Annotated in this window: 10 protein-coding genes; 2 read left to right on the top strand and 8 right to left on the bottom strand. The window is 33.9% G+C overall.

Annotated elements, in window-relative coordinates:
• Nucleotides 1-172: 172 nt before the first annotated feature.
• The 6 genes from DMB71_RS09685 to DMB71_RS09660 form a co-directional block, all read right to left on the bottom strand.
• Nucleotides 173-2,935 (bottom strand): PD-(D/E)XK nuclease family protein, encoded by a 2,763-nt coding sequence (locus DMB71_RS09685; RefSeq protein WP_111365673.1) that lies wholly within the window; start codon nt 2,933-2,935, stop codon nt 173-175.
• Nucleotides 2,936-2,999: 64 nt separating this feature from the next.
• The gene (locus tag DMB71_RS09680; RefSeq protein ID WP_111365671.1) at nt 3,000-4,463 is read right to left on the bottom strand and encodes an OmpA family protein; all 1,464 of its coding nucleotides are present in this window, start codon (nt 4,461-4,463) and stop codon (nt 3,000-3,002) included.
• Nucleotides 4,464-4,576: 113 nt separating this feature from the next.
• Nucleotides 4,577-5,770: a glycine C-acetyltransferase gene (gene kbl / locus DMB71_RS09675; RefSeq protein ID WP_111365669.1), complete on the bottom strand. Its 1,194-nt coding sequence runs from the start codon at nt 5,768-5,770 to the stop codon at nt 4,577-4,579.
• 82 nt (nt 5,771-5,852) lie between these two features.
• Nucleotides 5,853-9,011 (bottom strand): UvrD-helicase domain-containing protein, encoded by a 3,159-nt coding sequence (locus DMB71_RS09670; RefSeq protein ID WP_111365928.1) that lies wholly within the window; start codon nt 9,009-9,011, stop codon nt 5,853-5,855.
• Between the two features lie 132 nt (nt 9,012-9,143).
• Nucleotides 9,144-9,743 (bottom strand): lipoprotein signal peptidase, encoded by a 600-nt coding sequence (locus DMB71_RS09665; RefSeq protein WP_111365667.1) that lies wholly within the window; start codon nt 9,741-9,743, stop codon nt 9,144-9,146.
• Nucleotides 9,744-9,862: 119 nt separating this feature from the next.
• The gene (locus DMB71_RS09660) at nt 9,863-10,078 is read right to left on the bottom strand and encodes a hypothetical protein (RefSeq protein ID WP_111365665.1); all 216 of its coding nucleotides are present in this window, start codon (nt 10,076-10,078) and stop codon (nt 9,863-9,865) included.
• Between the two features lie 181 nt (nt 10,079-10,259).
• Between DMB71_RS09660 and DMB71_RS09655 the strand changes: the two genes are divergently transcribed.
• Both DMB71_RS09655 and DMB71_RS09650 read left to right on the top strand, forming a co-directional pair.
• Nucleotides 10,260-10,616 carry a roadblock/LC7 domain-containing protein gene (locus tag DMB71_RS09655; protein WP_111365663.1) on the top strand — a complete coding sequence of 119 codons (357 nt, stop codon included), beginning with the start codon at nt 10,260-10,262 and terminating at the stop codon, nt 10,614-10,616.
• Nucleotides 10,617-10,651: 35 nt separating this feature from the next.
• Complete coding sequence (locus DMB71_RS09650; protein WP_111365661.1) at nt 10,652-11,032, top strand: hypothetical protein; 381 nt, start codon at nt 10,652-10,654, stop codon at nt 11,030-11,032.
• 259 nt (nt 11,033-11,291) lie between these two features.
• On the opposite strand, the gene DMB71_RS09645 is transcribed toward DMB71_RS09650, so the two are convergent.
• Nucleotides 11,292-11,672, bottom strand: coding sequence for a TraR/DksA family transcriptional regulator (locus DMB71_RS09645; RefSeq protein WP_008465297.1), 381 nt, complete (start codon nt 11,670-11,672; stop codon nt 11,292-11,294).
• A gap of 6 nt (nt 11,673-11,678) precedes the next feature.
• The gene (gene ileS / locus DMB71_RS09640) at nt 11,679-15,080 is read right to left on the bottom strand and encodes an isoleucine--tRNA ligase (RefSeq protein WP_111365659.1); all 3,402 of its coding nucleotides are present in this window, start codon (nt 15,078-15,080) and stop codon (nt 11,679-11,681) included.
• Between the last annotated feature and the right edge of the window lie 128 nt (nt 15,081-15,208).

Raw genomic sequence — 15,208 nt, 5'->3', positions numbered from 1 at the left:
TTTGGCGATATATTTCTTTAAAACCTATACTTGCGGCGAAACCTACTGTGACTATCATTAGCAAAAAATAACCAACTCCTCCAAAAAGAAATGCAATAACAGAGATCGTCAAATTCACAATCAAAGTCGTCTTATAAAATTCAAATATATTTAGAAATTTTCTGATAAAATTCTAGATTTTTTCCTCAAAAGGAATATTAACATCAAAAATTTCACTCAACAAATTGGCAATTTCTTCTAAATAAGAATTCAATATTTGAGGCGTCACTATAATATCTAAATCTTTCTCTTCTTTAAAACCAAAAGGCAAAAATCCGGATTTTAGGTTTTTGAATGAAATAATTCCAACTTCTATAGGAAGACCTCCCGCCTCTTTCTCAAACATGTAAGCATATGCCAAAACCTGAATAATTTTATCATTTTTAAGCTCCTGCGTTAATCCGTTCCAAGTTTTCAGTATAACATTAGATTTCTCTACTTTTCCTGTCTTATAATCAATAATTCTAATCTTACCATCTCTACGTTCTATACGATCGACATTTCCTTTTATTAAAACAGGAAATGGCAATTTCGGATGAACAAACTCACGCTGAAAAGTCTGCTCTAAAGCAATAATCTGAATTGCTTCATTATTTTTTACTGAATCTAATTCCATTCGTAAAAAATTCGCAACGTTTCGTTTCGCTACTTCAAAAGCCAGAAGGTTTCGCCCTTTTTTGATTTCCCCTTCTTTATAAACCAATTTAAACTGCTTGAGAACTTCATTATCCAGTAATTTGAAACAATTTAAAAGATTGGTCTCAGAAATAAACTTTCCAATGAAAGGTTCATAAAGCGCTTTTAATGTCTCGTGAATAATAGTTCCCAAAGTATTCAAAGCGATGTTTTCTTCAACCTCTTCTACTTCACGAATTCGCAATATCTTTTGAAAATAAAACTCAATCGGATTTCGGATATAACTAGTCAATGCAGACGGCGAAAAACCATTAACAGCTATTTCCTTCAATCTTTCCATTACCAAGTCAGATTTAGAAACAGAAATTGGTTCATAAGCAGTATTCGGCAACTCTGGATTATAAATGTCAAAAGTTATATTATGCTTTGATTTTTTTTCAACTTCTAATTGCGTGATAAAACGACTTCTTTCACCAGCGTCCAATCCATCGTTTTCTGTATTATAAATCAAATAAATATTTTTAGCTCTCTGAAGCAAATGATAAAAGTGATAGGTATAAATCGCATCTTTTTCTTTAAATGTCGGAAGACCTAATTCTCTCTTGACATCATATGGAATAAATGAATTCTGAGATTTCCCAGCAGGAAATTTTCCTTCATTCATAGACGTTATAATCACGGTTTCAAAATCTAAAACACGGCTTTCTAAAACCCCCATAATCTGAAGACCACGTAATGGCTCACCTTCAAAAGATACTTCAGCCAAATCTATAATTTGCTTATAAATCGAATGAAGTGTATCAATATTGTCAATATGATGATGTTTCGAGTAATAATTGATAAGCTTATTAATTACTTTAAAAACTCCATACACAAATGCTTTTGCAATTTTTTCTTCCTCATTATCATTACTAAAATGGTCTTTAATCGTAATTAATAAAGCAGAAATATTCTTTAGAACCGCAATTGATCCATTCTCCCATTTTTCAAATAATAAATTAAAAAAACTCGAAGGCTCAGGATGAAGCTCGAAAATTTTGTGATGCGTAATGAAAGTATAATTATTTTCTTTGATAATCCTTACCAGCCTTTGGGCATTAGCATACGGCTCAACCAAAGGATGTGTTAAAATATCAAGTACATCTTTATAATAAAACACATAATTGCCGCCCTTTCGAGAAAGCGCATTGGTATGCATTTTAAACAGTTTAGCGACAAAAATCTGAGACGGATTATTCTTTCCTGAATATCCCATTGTAATATTCAATGCTCCAACAGATGCAGGAAGAGAATATAAAACTGGAACAAGTAGGTTTTCTTCACCAAGCACAACCGCAACTTTATCCAACGAAGCATCAGGATTTTGATCAGTTAAATCCTCAATAATACTTCCAGCTAATTTGGCTTGCCCGATTGTCTTAGGAGTTCCAATTACCTGAATGTTTTTTGGTTGCGAAAAATCATCTACGATCCATTCAAAAACATTCGCCTTATAATGTTTCCAACTTTCTTTAAATCGCCTTAAAAAAAGCCCAGCATCATGATAAGGATCATTTAGAAAGGCTTGATCGGCATCCCAATAAATTTTTGCTTGATCTAACGCCAATAAATGTTGCACAATTTTTTCTTCGGCAGCATTCAAAGCGTTGAATCCAGCAAAAATAAAAGTACGACCAACAATAGTATTCGAAAAATGATTCAGATTGTTTACTGCTTCTCTATAAATCAAACCTTGGTATCCAATTGATTTAAACAGCAAATGATTATATAACGATTCGTAATATACAGGAAGTAATTTCCAGAAATCTATATAATTCTCTAAAAGTTTCGTTTTCTGATCAACTTCAAGTCCCCATCTCTTTATGTCTTCAATATCTTTTAAATAAGACAGAACATGTGAAGGATCTAATAGATATCTGTCAATTTCATTAAAGTCTTGAATAAGAGTTTTTGCCCAATTTGCAAATAACTCAAACGACTGTTGATTATTTTTTTCTGTAATAGATAAATATACCTCATAGAATTCAAACAAAAGTTCGATCGAATCTATAGTACGTATTGACGCCACATCTTGAACAAAATCTTCAATGCTTGTAATCTGTGGTGCAATTATAGTTTTTGAAGTCGCATTTTTAAGCGCTTCAATCAAGAAAACCTTTGCCCTTTTGTTAGGAAGAATTATAGTTATTTCAGAAAGTTTCCCTGCATAATCCTGAATTACAACAGAGGCAATTTTTTGAAGAAAAGAATCATTTATCATAGTATAAAAATAAAAAAAGCCATTCAATTAAGAATGGCTTTTCCTTTTTATTTAGAAACTAAAATTATAGTTTTCCTTGGTATTTAGAACCAATGTGTCTAATTTCAGTTCTTCTGTTTTGTGCTTTACCTGCAGCAGTTTTGTTACTTGCAACTGGTTGGCTAGAACCAAATCCTTTAGACTCTAAGTTTTCTGGATTAACACCTCTTTGGATTAAAGCGTCCATTACAGCTTTAGCTCTGTCCTCAGAAAGTTTTTGGTTGATTTTAGCAGAACCTGTACTATCTGTGTGTCCTTCGATAGAGAATTTCGCGTTTGGATAGTTTTTAAGGATTTCTTTAATAGCATCTAATCTAGCTGGAGTTTCTTTATCACCAGTTTTGAAAGTAGCTTTTCCTGAGTTGAAGTATACCGCTCTAGCTTGAACTTTAAGATCTTCTAACGCCTCAGAAGTTACTTCTGGACATCCTCTGTTACTAGCAGGACCTGCAACTGTAGGACAGTCGTCATCTTTGTCAGCAACACCATCTTTATCAGCATCTAAGAATGGGCAACCACCGTTTTCTTTTGGACCAGCAACTGTAGGACATTTATCGTCTTTATCAGCGATTCCGTCACCATCAGTATCAGGACAACCTTTTAAAGCAGCTAAACCAGCAACATCTGGACAAGCATCATCTTTATCAGCGATTCCGTCACCGTCAGTATCAGGACATCCGTTTAATGCAGCTAAACCAAATACATCTGGACAAGCGTCAGAAGCATCAACGATTCCGTCACCGTCAGTATCAGGACATCCGTTGAATTGTTTTAAACCTGCAACATCTGGACAAGCATCGTCTTTGTCATAGATTCCGTCTCCGTCAGTATCTTTACCTCCGAATTTGAAAACTAAACCAGCTGTGTGTTGGAAGTGAGATGGTGCATCTGGAGTACCATTAGCATCTTGTCTATCACCACTAACAGCCCATTTGTATCTTGTAGCAAGCTCAAGACCAATAGCATCTGTAAACCAGAAAGTAACACCAGCACCTGGGTTAACAGTTCCGTAGCTGCTATCTCCAAAGAAAGTATAACCACCACCAACAGATAACGAAGGATCAACCACTTTAGATTTGATTAATTCTTGGAAACTGTATTTAATAGTAGCGTCAATTCCGTAGTACATTAAATCACCAGGATTAGTTACTACATTACCTCTTCCATCATGCCCTGGAGCCTTTGGATCAAAAGTAACATATTTATCAATTTTGTTTACAGATCCTTGTAAACCAACTGAGAAACCGCTTCCAACATATCTATTTACACCAATGTAAGATAGAGAAGGTAAAATATTCCAGTTGTCTTTTACAGCGAATGGCTGAGAAAAGTGTTGGTCAAAGAAACCATGACCAGCACCTGAACTTGTTCTAGTATCCACAGCATTAACCCCGAAAGAGATCGCCCATGGATTGTTACTGTCTTGCGCGTGAGAACTTAAACCCATCGCCATCAATACAGCAACTAAAAGTTTGTTAAGATGTTTCATACTTAATTTTTTTAATTACAATTTAGTTAATTACAAGCAAAAGTAACACCAAATTTTTTAAATACAAAATGAAATGTTAAAAAAAACCTACAAAAATTTAATCGAAGTGGTAATTATATAACTTTTAACATTTTACCGACAACTGTAAAGGCATTTATTGCTTTATCCAAGTGTTCTTTTTCATGTGCTGCAGATAACTGTACACGTATTCTAGCTTTCTCTTTCGGAACTACTGGAAAGAAAAAACCAATAACATATATCCCTTGTTTCAAAAGTTCGTTTGCCATTGTCTGAGATAATTTTGCATCGTACAGCATAACTGGCACAATTGCAGAATCTCCATCAATAATATCAAAACCTGCTTTTTTCATACCTTCTTTAAAGTAATTGGTATTCCATTCTAGTTTATCACGAAGGGTTGTATCTTTTTCTAATAATTCAAATACTTTTATCGAAGCACCAACAATTGCAGGAGCCAATGAATTTGAAAACAAATATGGTCTAGATCTCTGACGCAACAATTCTATAATTTCTTTTTTGGCAGTAGTGTAACCTCCCATAGCGCCACCTAAAGCTTTACCAAGAGTTCCAGTGATAATATCCACTCTTCCCATTACTCCTTTTGCTTCAAGAGTTCCTTTTCCTGTCGCTCCAATAAAACCTGCGGCATGACATTCATCAACCATTACCATTGCATCGTATTTATCTGCCAAGTCACAAATTTTATCCAACGGCGCCACTAAACCATCCATAGAGAAAACTCCATCGGTAACAATCAATTTAAAACGAGCTCCAGCTTCGTTCGCTTTTATCAACTGCTGCTCTAAATCTTCCATATTATTATTTTCATAACGATAACGAGCCGCTTTACACAAACGAACTCCATCAATAATAGAAGCATGATTCAAACTATCCGAAATAATTGCATCGTTTTCTCCTAATAAAGGTTCAAAAACTCCACCGTTTGCATCAAAAGCCGCTGCGTATAAAATAGTATCTTCTGTACCGTAAAAATCAGCAATCTTTTTTTCTAATGTTTTATGAATGTCCTGCGTTCCGCAAATGAAACGCACAGATGACATTCCAAAACCATGTGTATCCATTGCATCTTTTGCCGCTTGCACTACTTCTGGATGCGAAGAAAGTCCTAGATAATTATTAGCACAAAAGTTCAATACTGTTTCTCCAGTTGAAATTGTGATTTCAGCACCTTGTGGAGAAGTAATAATTCTCTCTTTTTTGAAAATTCCATTTTCTTCAATCGTCTGCAATTCTTTCTGCAGATGCTCTTTTATTTTACCGTACATTTTTTATTTATTTAAAATGTTAAAAATTAACAACTTAACCAAAATTAAGCTTCGTTTTTTCTTTAACATCTGATTAATTTTTTCACAAATTTACTACTTCAATCTCCTCTCCTATATACACAAGGGATTTTTTTAACACCGTATACCCTAAATCTTCAATTGCGTCTTGATATTCCTTAATTTGTTGCTGATATTTAGTATTAGACACCCCTGTTTTATAATCTAACAAATAAGCTTCTTTATTTTCTAAAAACACAATTCGATCAGGTTTTAAAATCCTGCCCTCTTTTTGAACAATAGTCTGTTCATTTAATATAGTGTGATTTCCATCAAAACACATATTAAGCTCTGGATGATTTACAATTTCTTTCAAGGTCTTCAACACCTTATCCACCTGATCAAAAGTTATCAAACCATTTTCAAGCGATTTTGTAACCGCTAAATCAACATCTGATTTATCTTTAACGAAAGCCAAAATCTCATGCACAATGTTTCCATACGAAATCGCTTCCTGCTGATGAGTTCCCCACATTAAGGCTTCTCGTTGGGCAATTTTAATATTTTTTGGATTCAAAACATCTCTCACAATCGGAATGGATTTAACCATATCAGTAGTTTTAGAAGCTTTTGATAATCTAGTTTTACTTCCAAATTCGTAATTCAATTTTTCCTCATCATAAATTCCTTCATGAATCAAAAATTTAATGAAAAAAGAAGCCATATTATTCGGATATTCGCCATCGCTTTTAGCCTTTAGCGATTGCGAAATCACATACAATTGCTCTTCCGCGCGAGTTAGCGCAACATAGAGTACATTTATATTATCTAAAAGTTCTTCTTGCTTTTTTAAATTAAAAACTGCTGATGCGCTTTCTCCAAAACTTTCAACCGCACTGCTATTATCCACTAAGGCTTTTGGAACTCCTAAATCTATTTCTTCAGTATCAAGCCATAATTTATCTTTTGGTTTTCGATTATAATCTTCATCTGCAAAAGGCATAATTACAACTGGAAATTCCAAGCCTTTTGATTTATGAATTGTCATAATTCGCACAGCGTTATTTCCTTCAGGAGACGGAATACTAAATTTTTCTGCATTTTTATCCCAGAAAACTAAAAAATCTGCAACTCCGGCCTGGTTTCTAATATCTCTTTCCAAAACAATATCCAAGAAAAACTGGACATAGGCATTTCCTTCTGACGGAAGAATGAATTTAGAAATAATAATTTCAACCGCTTCGTACAAAGATTTTTTTCTAACGTCTTCAAAAGAAAAAGAAACATCAAAAGTTAAAAGCCATTCTTCAAATTCTTTTTCAAATCTGTAACTCATCCCCTTTGCGATGAAATCGTGAACAGGCATCGATAAATCTTTTGTCGAAGAGAGAAAATGCAAAAAATTGGCTTTTGATTCTAGATCTGAGCTATTATTTAAATATCGAAGAAGATGAATAATCAGACGAACTTCTGATGCATTTTGAATCATTAGAGTTTCTGAAGACAGCAGCGGAATTCCCTGTTCTGTCAAATAATTCGCAATTGCAATTCCCTGATCTCTTTTTCTGGTTAGAATAACTATGTCTTTATATTCAAAACCTTGCTTGACTACTTCTTGAATTGTATTTAAAGTTGCTAAAACATACAAATCCGATTTCTCCACAACATCTTCTTCATCCGCAAAATCATTTTTATCAATAATCGGAAGAAACGAAATGTCTACATAACCGCCTTTTTTCGAATTGCTGTTTTGAAAACTATGATTCTCATAAAGATTTTTATAATCTTCATTTGAAAATTCGCTAGAAATCAATTTAAAAAAAGCATTGTTAAACTCAATAACCTCGCTATAACTTCTATAGTTTGTATCTAAATGTTTGACTTTCTTTTCGTGATGAAAAAAAGCCACATCTTCTTTACTCAACTCAATAAACTGCTCTGCTTTTCCTCCGCGCCAGCGATAAATAGATTGTTTCGGATCTCCAACAATCATAAGAGTCCCTTTATTTCCAAAATCATCTAAACCAGAAAGCGAATTATCAATCAGCGGAATCAAATTCTGCCACTGCATTTCTGATGTATCTTGAAATTCGTCAATAAAGAAATTTCGATAACGCTCTCCCAAACGTTCATAAATAAAAGGTGCTGGCTGATTCTGAATTTCGCGATGAATTATCGCGTTGAATTCTGAAATGGATAAGATATTTTGTTCAGACTGAATTTTTGCAAGCTCATTACTTACGGTATTCAGCAAAGAAAGAGGCGTAATATTTTTTAGAAAGGCCCTATAAAAATCTCTTTTTTCGAAATTTTGATAAACCTCTTTCAGTATTTGAATCAATTCTGGGATAATACTTTCGATTAAAGCTCGGTCTTTAGCCGTTTTATTAATCGCAATATCATCAAACTCATGAAACGTCTTATTTTTAGGATTGAATTTTCCGTCTCGAATGCTTTGCAAATGGTTTGGAAAAGTTCCTCTTGAAAATGATTTTGGGTCAATTCCGTTTTTATCAATTAATTCAATTGCTTTAACCGCAAGACCTTCGTTGATTTCTTCCAGTTCTTTACAAAGCGCCTGCATCTTCTTTTTAATCTCAACAAACTCTCCGATAGTTTTGTTTTGAAAATGCAGAATTTCATTTCGATTATTCTCATTCAAAACCAATCTACCAGTATCGAGGATTTCCCGAGAAATATCCCAGCTTTTGTCATCATCGGTTTTTTCCATTGTAAAATCGATGAGCAGTTTGGTCAAAGTTTCATCTTCACCAGCTTGCGCAATAATGGCATCAACGGCTTCAACCAATAAATTTTCGGTATCCAAGGTAACCTCAAAAGTCATTGGAAGATTAAGATCGTGCGCAAAAGCACGAATAACTTTATGGGTAAATTTATCAATGGTAGAAATATCAAAAGCAGCATAATTATGAATCAAGTGCTTAATGATTTGCTGCGATTTGGTTTTAATTTTAATGATTGAAAGACCAGTATCACGCGACAAATCTTCCATTAAATCGGCCGCCTTTGGAGACGGATCGTCTTTTGCGAATTCAGATAGATTCCCAACGATACGGCTTTTCATTTCATGAACCGCTTTGTTGGTAAAAGTAATTGCTAAGATATTTCGATATGCATCGTTTTTTGGAGAAGAAAGAATAATCTTTAAATATTCTTTTACCAATGTATACGTCTTTCCTGATCCTGCAGAAGCATCATAAATGGAAAAAGACGGACTTTGCATAAGTTTGGTTTTAGTATTGTAAAAATAATACAATAATATTAAATGCCAATAATGAAAAATTCCAAATTCCAATATCTGTTTCTTGCGAATGTCTCAAATATTGGAATTTGGAATTTTGAAAATTTTGGAATTTTATTCGTGTTTAGGAAAAGCTCTTCTATTGAAAACCAAAAGTATTCCTACACCTGTAGAAATTGCTATATCTGCTACATTAAAAATAGCATTGAAGAAAGCAAAATGTTTTCCGCCGAATATTGGAAGCCATTCTGGAAGATTTCCTTCCCAAATAGGAAAATAGAACATATCTACAACCAAACCATGAAACCAAGTTCCGTACGGAGCTGGAGAAAAAATTGTTGCAAGGTTGTGAGTACTATCATCAAAAATAACTCCATAGAAAACAGAATCGATAATATTTCCTGCTGCACCTGCAAAGATTAATGCAATGGCAACTACTAAATATGTGGAATGGCGTTTTTTAATCGAATCAGAAAGCCACCAGCCAATTCCAACAACAGCAAAAATTCTGAAAACTGTCAAAATTAGCTTTCCGTACTCTCCTGGTATTTTTGTTCCCCAAGCCATTCCTTCATTTTCAATAAAATGAATTCTAAACCAATCAGCAATTACAACTTCTTCGCCTAAAACGAAATTTGTTTTGACATAAATTTTAGAAAGCTGATCAACAATTAAAACTAGAAATATAAGGAAATACGCTTTTCGTAATGACATTTTATGATTTTTTGATGGGCAAAAATAACAATTAAATCAAAAAAAACGCTCCTAAAGGAGCGTTAATTCTTTTCCACCAAACTAAACAAGTTTATCTGCTAATCTAAACCCAGTAAAGTTTACTTTTTCACAGCAGCTTTTGCTGGTGCTTTTGGGCTGTCGGAGAAAAAATCTGATATGGATTTAAAGATTCCCTTGCTCTCTTTTCCGGCAGCAAGCTTCTTAGCTTCTCCCTTTTTTACATCTGCTTTAAATTTAACGCGCAGTTTTTCAAATTCTTTCATTCTGCGCTCTACATCAGAGTTTACTTCTTTGAATTTCAATACTTTAGCCATAATGTAAGTTTTTCGTAGTAAATAATTTAAATTATTACTGATTTGGTATTACAATGATACATAATTTAATTTATATTTGTTAATAAAAATTAACACTTGTTTAGCATAACTTGCAATTAATTTTAAAAAACGAATACCAAATGAACTGAATTTAACATTCCTCCCAAAATCCTACAAAATCATGAATGAAATCACAACTACTCTAAATGACTTTCTTGTTAGCACCAAATCTACTGCTGCATTAATTTTAAACGGAAAAGGAAAACTGATCACATCCTTAAATATTGATTACGGCGACAGTATTGCCGCAATGAGTGCTGCTATTCTATCTATGAGCGAAAAATTCTTAATCGATTTGGAAAAAGGCTCTCTAAAACAATTATACCTAAAAAGCGCTGAAGGCGTTATTGTTGGAAACAAAATAAGCGGCTCTAACTTTATCGTTGCTTTTTCTAAAGAAGGAAGCAATCTAGCATTATTAATGCGCTCTACAGAAGAAGTTTCTGTTGAATTAAGCAAAAATTCTCTATTGAAATAACATAAAATTCTATTAACAAATAACCCAAATGAATTATGAGCAATGATTTTTTAAACGTGTTTTTAAACGAAATGAAAAGCAACGTAAACGGCTTTATCGCTGTAGCAGTAACAGAAATTGAATCTGGATTAAGCTTTGGAAATTTAACTATCGATCCAAGTTTTGATCCTGAATTAGCCGCAGCATACAACTTAGAAGTTGTAAAAGCTAAATTGAGCGCTGTAAAAGCACTTAACTTAAACCAAGACATCGAAGATATTTTGATTACTTTATCGAATCAAATTCACATTATCGATATTTCTCCAAACAAAAAATTCATGATCTATCTTGCTGCTGATGCTTCAAAAGCAAATTTAGGCATGACAAGAGCTATCTTAAGAAAACATAAAGCAGACGTTGAAAAAAATCTAGCATAATAATGCAACAACTTTACTTTTAAATACCGCCATTAACCAAGGCGGTTTTTTTTTGATCTGCTTCAAAAACTCTTAAGTAATTTTACCTATTTAATTCTTACAAAAAAACTCATCTCGAAAATTAGTCTATTTTGACTAATTATAAATAATTTCTTTCAATACACAATTTCACCAGAAAAAAATAACCTTACCAAACATTAAACAAAAAAAAGCTCCTAAAAAAGGAGCTTTTTTTTTCTATTTTGAAGATATTTATAAATTATCTCTGCAAGTTTTTAGCTTCGATACTCATTGTTGCATGAGGAACGATTTTAAGCCTTTCTTTGCTAATTAATTTACCTGTTACTTTGCAGATACCGTATGTTTTGTTTTCTACACGGAATAAAGCATTTTTTAAGTCACGAATGAATTTCTCTTGTCTGATAGCCAACTGAGAGTTCGCCTCTTTTGACATGGTCTCACTTCCTTCTTCAAAAGCTTTAAAAGTTGGAGAAGTATCGTCAGTTCCGTTATTCAAATCGTTCATATAGGCACTTTTGATCAAATCAAGATCTTCTTGTGCTTTTTTAATTTTTGCTTGGATTATTTCTTTGAACTCTGCTAAATCTGCATCTGAGTATCTAATAATTTCATCTATCATTTTCTACTATTTTGAAATTAATATAATGGTTCTAATGTCATCAAACTCAATTTCTGTGCCGTTTTCTAACGTGTCAGCAAAAACCAGTTCGTCTGTTAATGTTTCAGACTTAATATAGTCTTCATTTTTTGAAACTGCATCTTCTAAAATACCGTCTCTTTTTATTTGAACTTTAATCTTATCCGTAACCTCAAAACCTGAATCTTTACGGATGTTTTGTATTCTATTAACTAATTCTCTAGCGATACCTTCATTTTTTAATTCTTCGGTAAGAGTAATATCAAGCGCAACTGTTATTCCGTTTGAATTAGCAACCAACCATCCTTCGATATCTTGTGATGTAATTTCTACATCTTCTAATGATAAAGTTACACTATTTCCTGCAATAACAATATCTAGCGTTCCTTGCTTGTCCAGCTGATTAATCTGATCTGCTGAAAAACCTTGTATCTCCTTAGAAATCAAGCCCATATCTTTTCCAAAACGTGGTCCAAGAGCTTTAAAATTAGGCTTAATCTGTTTCACTAAAATACCAGAAGCATCGTCTAAAAGTTCGATTTCTTTAACATTTACCTCAGCTTTTACAAGGTCAGAAATAGCTTCAATTTCAGCACGCTGATTCTCGTCAAGTACTGGAATCATTACCTTTTGCAGAGGTTGACGAACTTTAATCATCTCTTTTTTACGCAGTGATAACACCAAAGATGAAATGGTTTGCGCCTTCTGCATTTTGCTTTCCAACGTTTTATTAACAAAGTTTTCGACAAATTTTGGGAATTCAGCCAAGTGAACACTAGCAAAATCCTCTGTTCCCGTAGATGACGTTAAATCTCTGTACAATTTATCCATAAAAAACGGAGCTACTGGAGCGCTTAGTTTACTGATTGTAAGCAAACAAGTATAAAGCGTTTGGTAAGCTGCAATTTTGTCTTTTGCATATTCTCCTTTCCAGAAACGACGACGGCATAAACGAACGTACCAGTTACTTAAGTTCTCCTGAACGAAGTCAGAAATCGCTCTTGTCGCTTTTGTTGGCTCGTAATCTTCATAACATTCATCAACAAATTTGATTAACGAATGTAATTCAGAAATAATCCACTGGTCGATTTCCGGTCTTTCGTTTAACGGAATTTCAGCTTCTGCATATTTAAATCCGTCGATGTTAGCATATAACGAGAAGAAAGAATAAGTGTTGTATAAAGTCCCGAAGAATTTACGTTTAACCTCAGCAATTCCTTCAAGATCAAATTTCAAGTTGTCCCACGGATTTGCATTCATAATCATATACCAGCGCGTAGCATCTGGACCGTTTTCTGCAATGGTTTTAAATGGGTCTATAGTATTTCCTTTACTCTTAGACATTTTAATTCCATTTTTATCCAAAACAAGACCGTTTGAAACTACGTTTTTGTAGGCTATTTTATCAAAAACCAAAGTTCCGATAGCGTGTAAGGTATAAAACCATCCACGAGTTTGATCTACTCCTTCAGCAATGAAATTCGCTGGAAAATCTTTATTTCCATCAATTTTATCTTTGTTCTCAAAAGGATAGTGCCATTGTGCATAAGGCATTGCTCCAGAATCGAACCAAACGTCGATTAGATCACTTTCGCGCTTCATAGGTTTTCCAGAAGCAGAAACCAAAGTAATGGCATCAACAACATTTTTGTGCAAATCGATTAAATCATAATTTGATTCAGACATATTTCCGATTTCAAATCCTTTAAATGGATTTTCTTTTTGGAAACCTGCTTCGATCGATTTTTCGATTGCATTGTACAATTCTTCAACAGAACCGATAATAACTTCTTCTGTTTTATCTTCTGTTCTCCAGATTGGTAAAGGAATACCCCAATATCTAGAACGAGATAAATTCCAGTCGTTGGCATTTTTAAGCCAGTTTCCAAAACGTCCTTCACCAGTAGATTTAGGTTTCCAATTGATAGTTTCGTTCAGGTCGAACATTCTATCTTTTACGTCGGTTACTTTAATAAACCACGAATCTAATGGATAGTATAATAACGGCTCATCTGTTCTCCAGCTGTGTGGATAACTGTGCACGTATTTTTCAACTTTAAAAGCTTTGTTTTCTTCTTTAAGACGAATAGCGATTTCAACATCTACAGATTTCTCTGGAGCTTGTCCTGCATCGTAATATTCGTTTTTAACGTATTTACCAGCCAAATCACCTACATGAGAAGTGAATTTTCCTTGTAAGTCAACCAAAGGAACTGCAGTTCCGTTTTCATCCAAAACTAACATTGGAGGCACTTCTGGTTTTGCTTCTTTTGCCACTTTAGCATCATCTGCACCAAAAGTTGGAGCCGTGTGCACGATTCCTGTTCCATCTTCTGTTGTAACGAAATCACCAGAAATTACTCTAAATGCATTTTCAGCATTTTGATATGGCAATACGTAAGGCAATAATTGCTCGTAACGGATTTCTACTAAATCTGCTCCTTTCGCTTCGGTTAAGATTTTGTATGGCAATTTTTTGTCGCCATTTTTTACATTGTCAAAATCAGCATCGTCTTCGCTTACAAAATATCCTTTTCCGAATTGTTTTCCAACTAAATTTTTAGCCAAAATCACATTGATTGGCTCAAAAGTATATTGATTGAAAGTTTTAACTAAAACATAATCGATTTTTGGACCAACTGTCAAAGCTGTATTTGATGGAAGTGTCCAAGGAGTTGTCGTCCAAGCTAAAATGTGAATATCTCCAAAACCTTGTAAAAAGCTCGGAAGTGTTTCTGGTAAAGTTTTGAATTGCGCTACGATTGTAGTATCAGTAACATCACGATAAGCTCCAGGCTGATTTACCTCGTGAGAAGACAATCCAGTTCCCGCTTTTGGAGAATACGGTTGAATCGTATAACCTTTGTACAACAAACCTTTATCATAGATTTGTTTCAAAAGCCACCAAACAGATTCCATATATTTTGGTTTGTAAGTTACATACGGATCATCCATATCAACCCAATATCCCATTTTTTCGGTCAAATCATTCCATACGTCGGTATAACGCATAACGGTTTTTTTACACGCTTCGTTATATTCTTCGATAGAAATTGTTTTACCAATATCTTCTTTTGTAATTCCTAATTCTTTTTCGGTACCCAATTCAACAGGCAAACCGTGAGTATCCCATCCGGCTTTTCTTTTTACTTGAAAACCTTTTTGAGTTTTATATCTGCAAAAAATATCTTTAATCGCACGTGCCATTACGTGGTGAATCCCAGGTAATCCGTTTGCCGAAGGCGGACCTTCAAAAAATACGAAAGGCTCAGCACCTTCGCGAGTTGTTACACTCTTTTCAAATATATTTTCTTTCTTCCAAAAATCAAGAACTTCAGACGCTACAGTTGGTAAGTCAAGTCCTTTGTATTCAGTAAATTTTGTACTCATTTTATCATTTTCTTAAACGAGGTGCGAAAGTAAGGAATTTTAAGGAAAATAGATAAAAGATAAGGTAAAAAAGACCAGATCTAGGAAATTTCGAGTAGATTCCGCAACAAATAATATCTTTTTTATTG

The organism is Flavobacterium tistrianum (assembly GCF_003254545.1).
Lineage (GTDB): Bacteria > Bacteroidota > Bacteroidia > Flavobacteriales > Flavobacteriaceae > Flavobacterium > Flavobacterium tistrianum.
The sequence above is the reverse complement of the archived record's forward strand: the minus strand, read 5'-3'. Positions and strand labels throughout refer to the sequence as shown.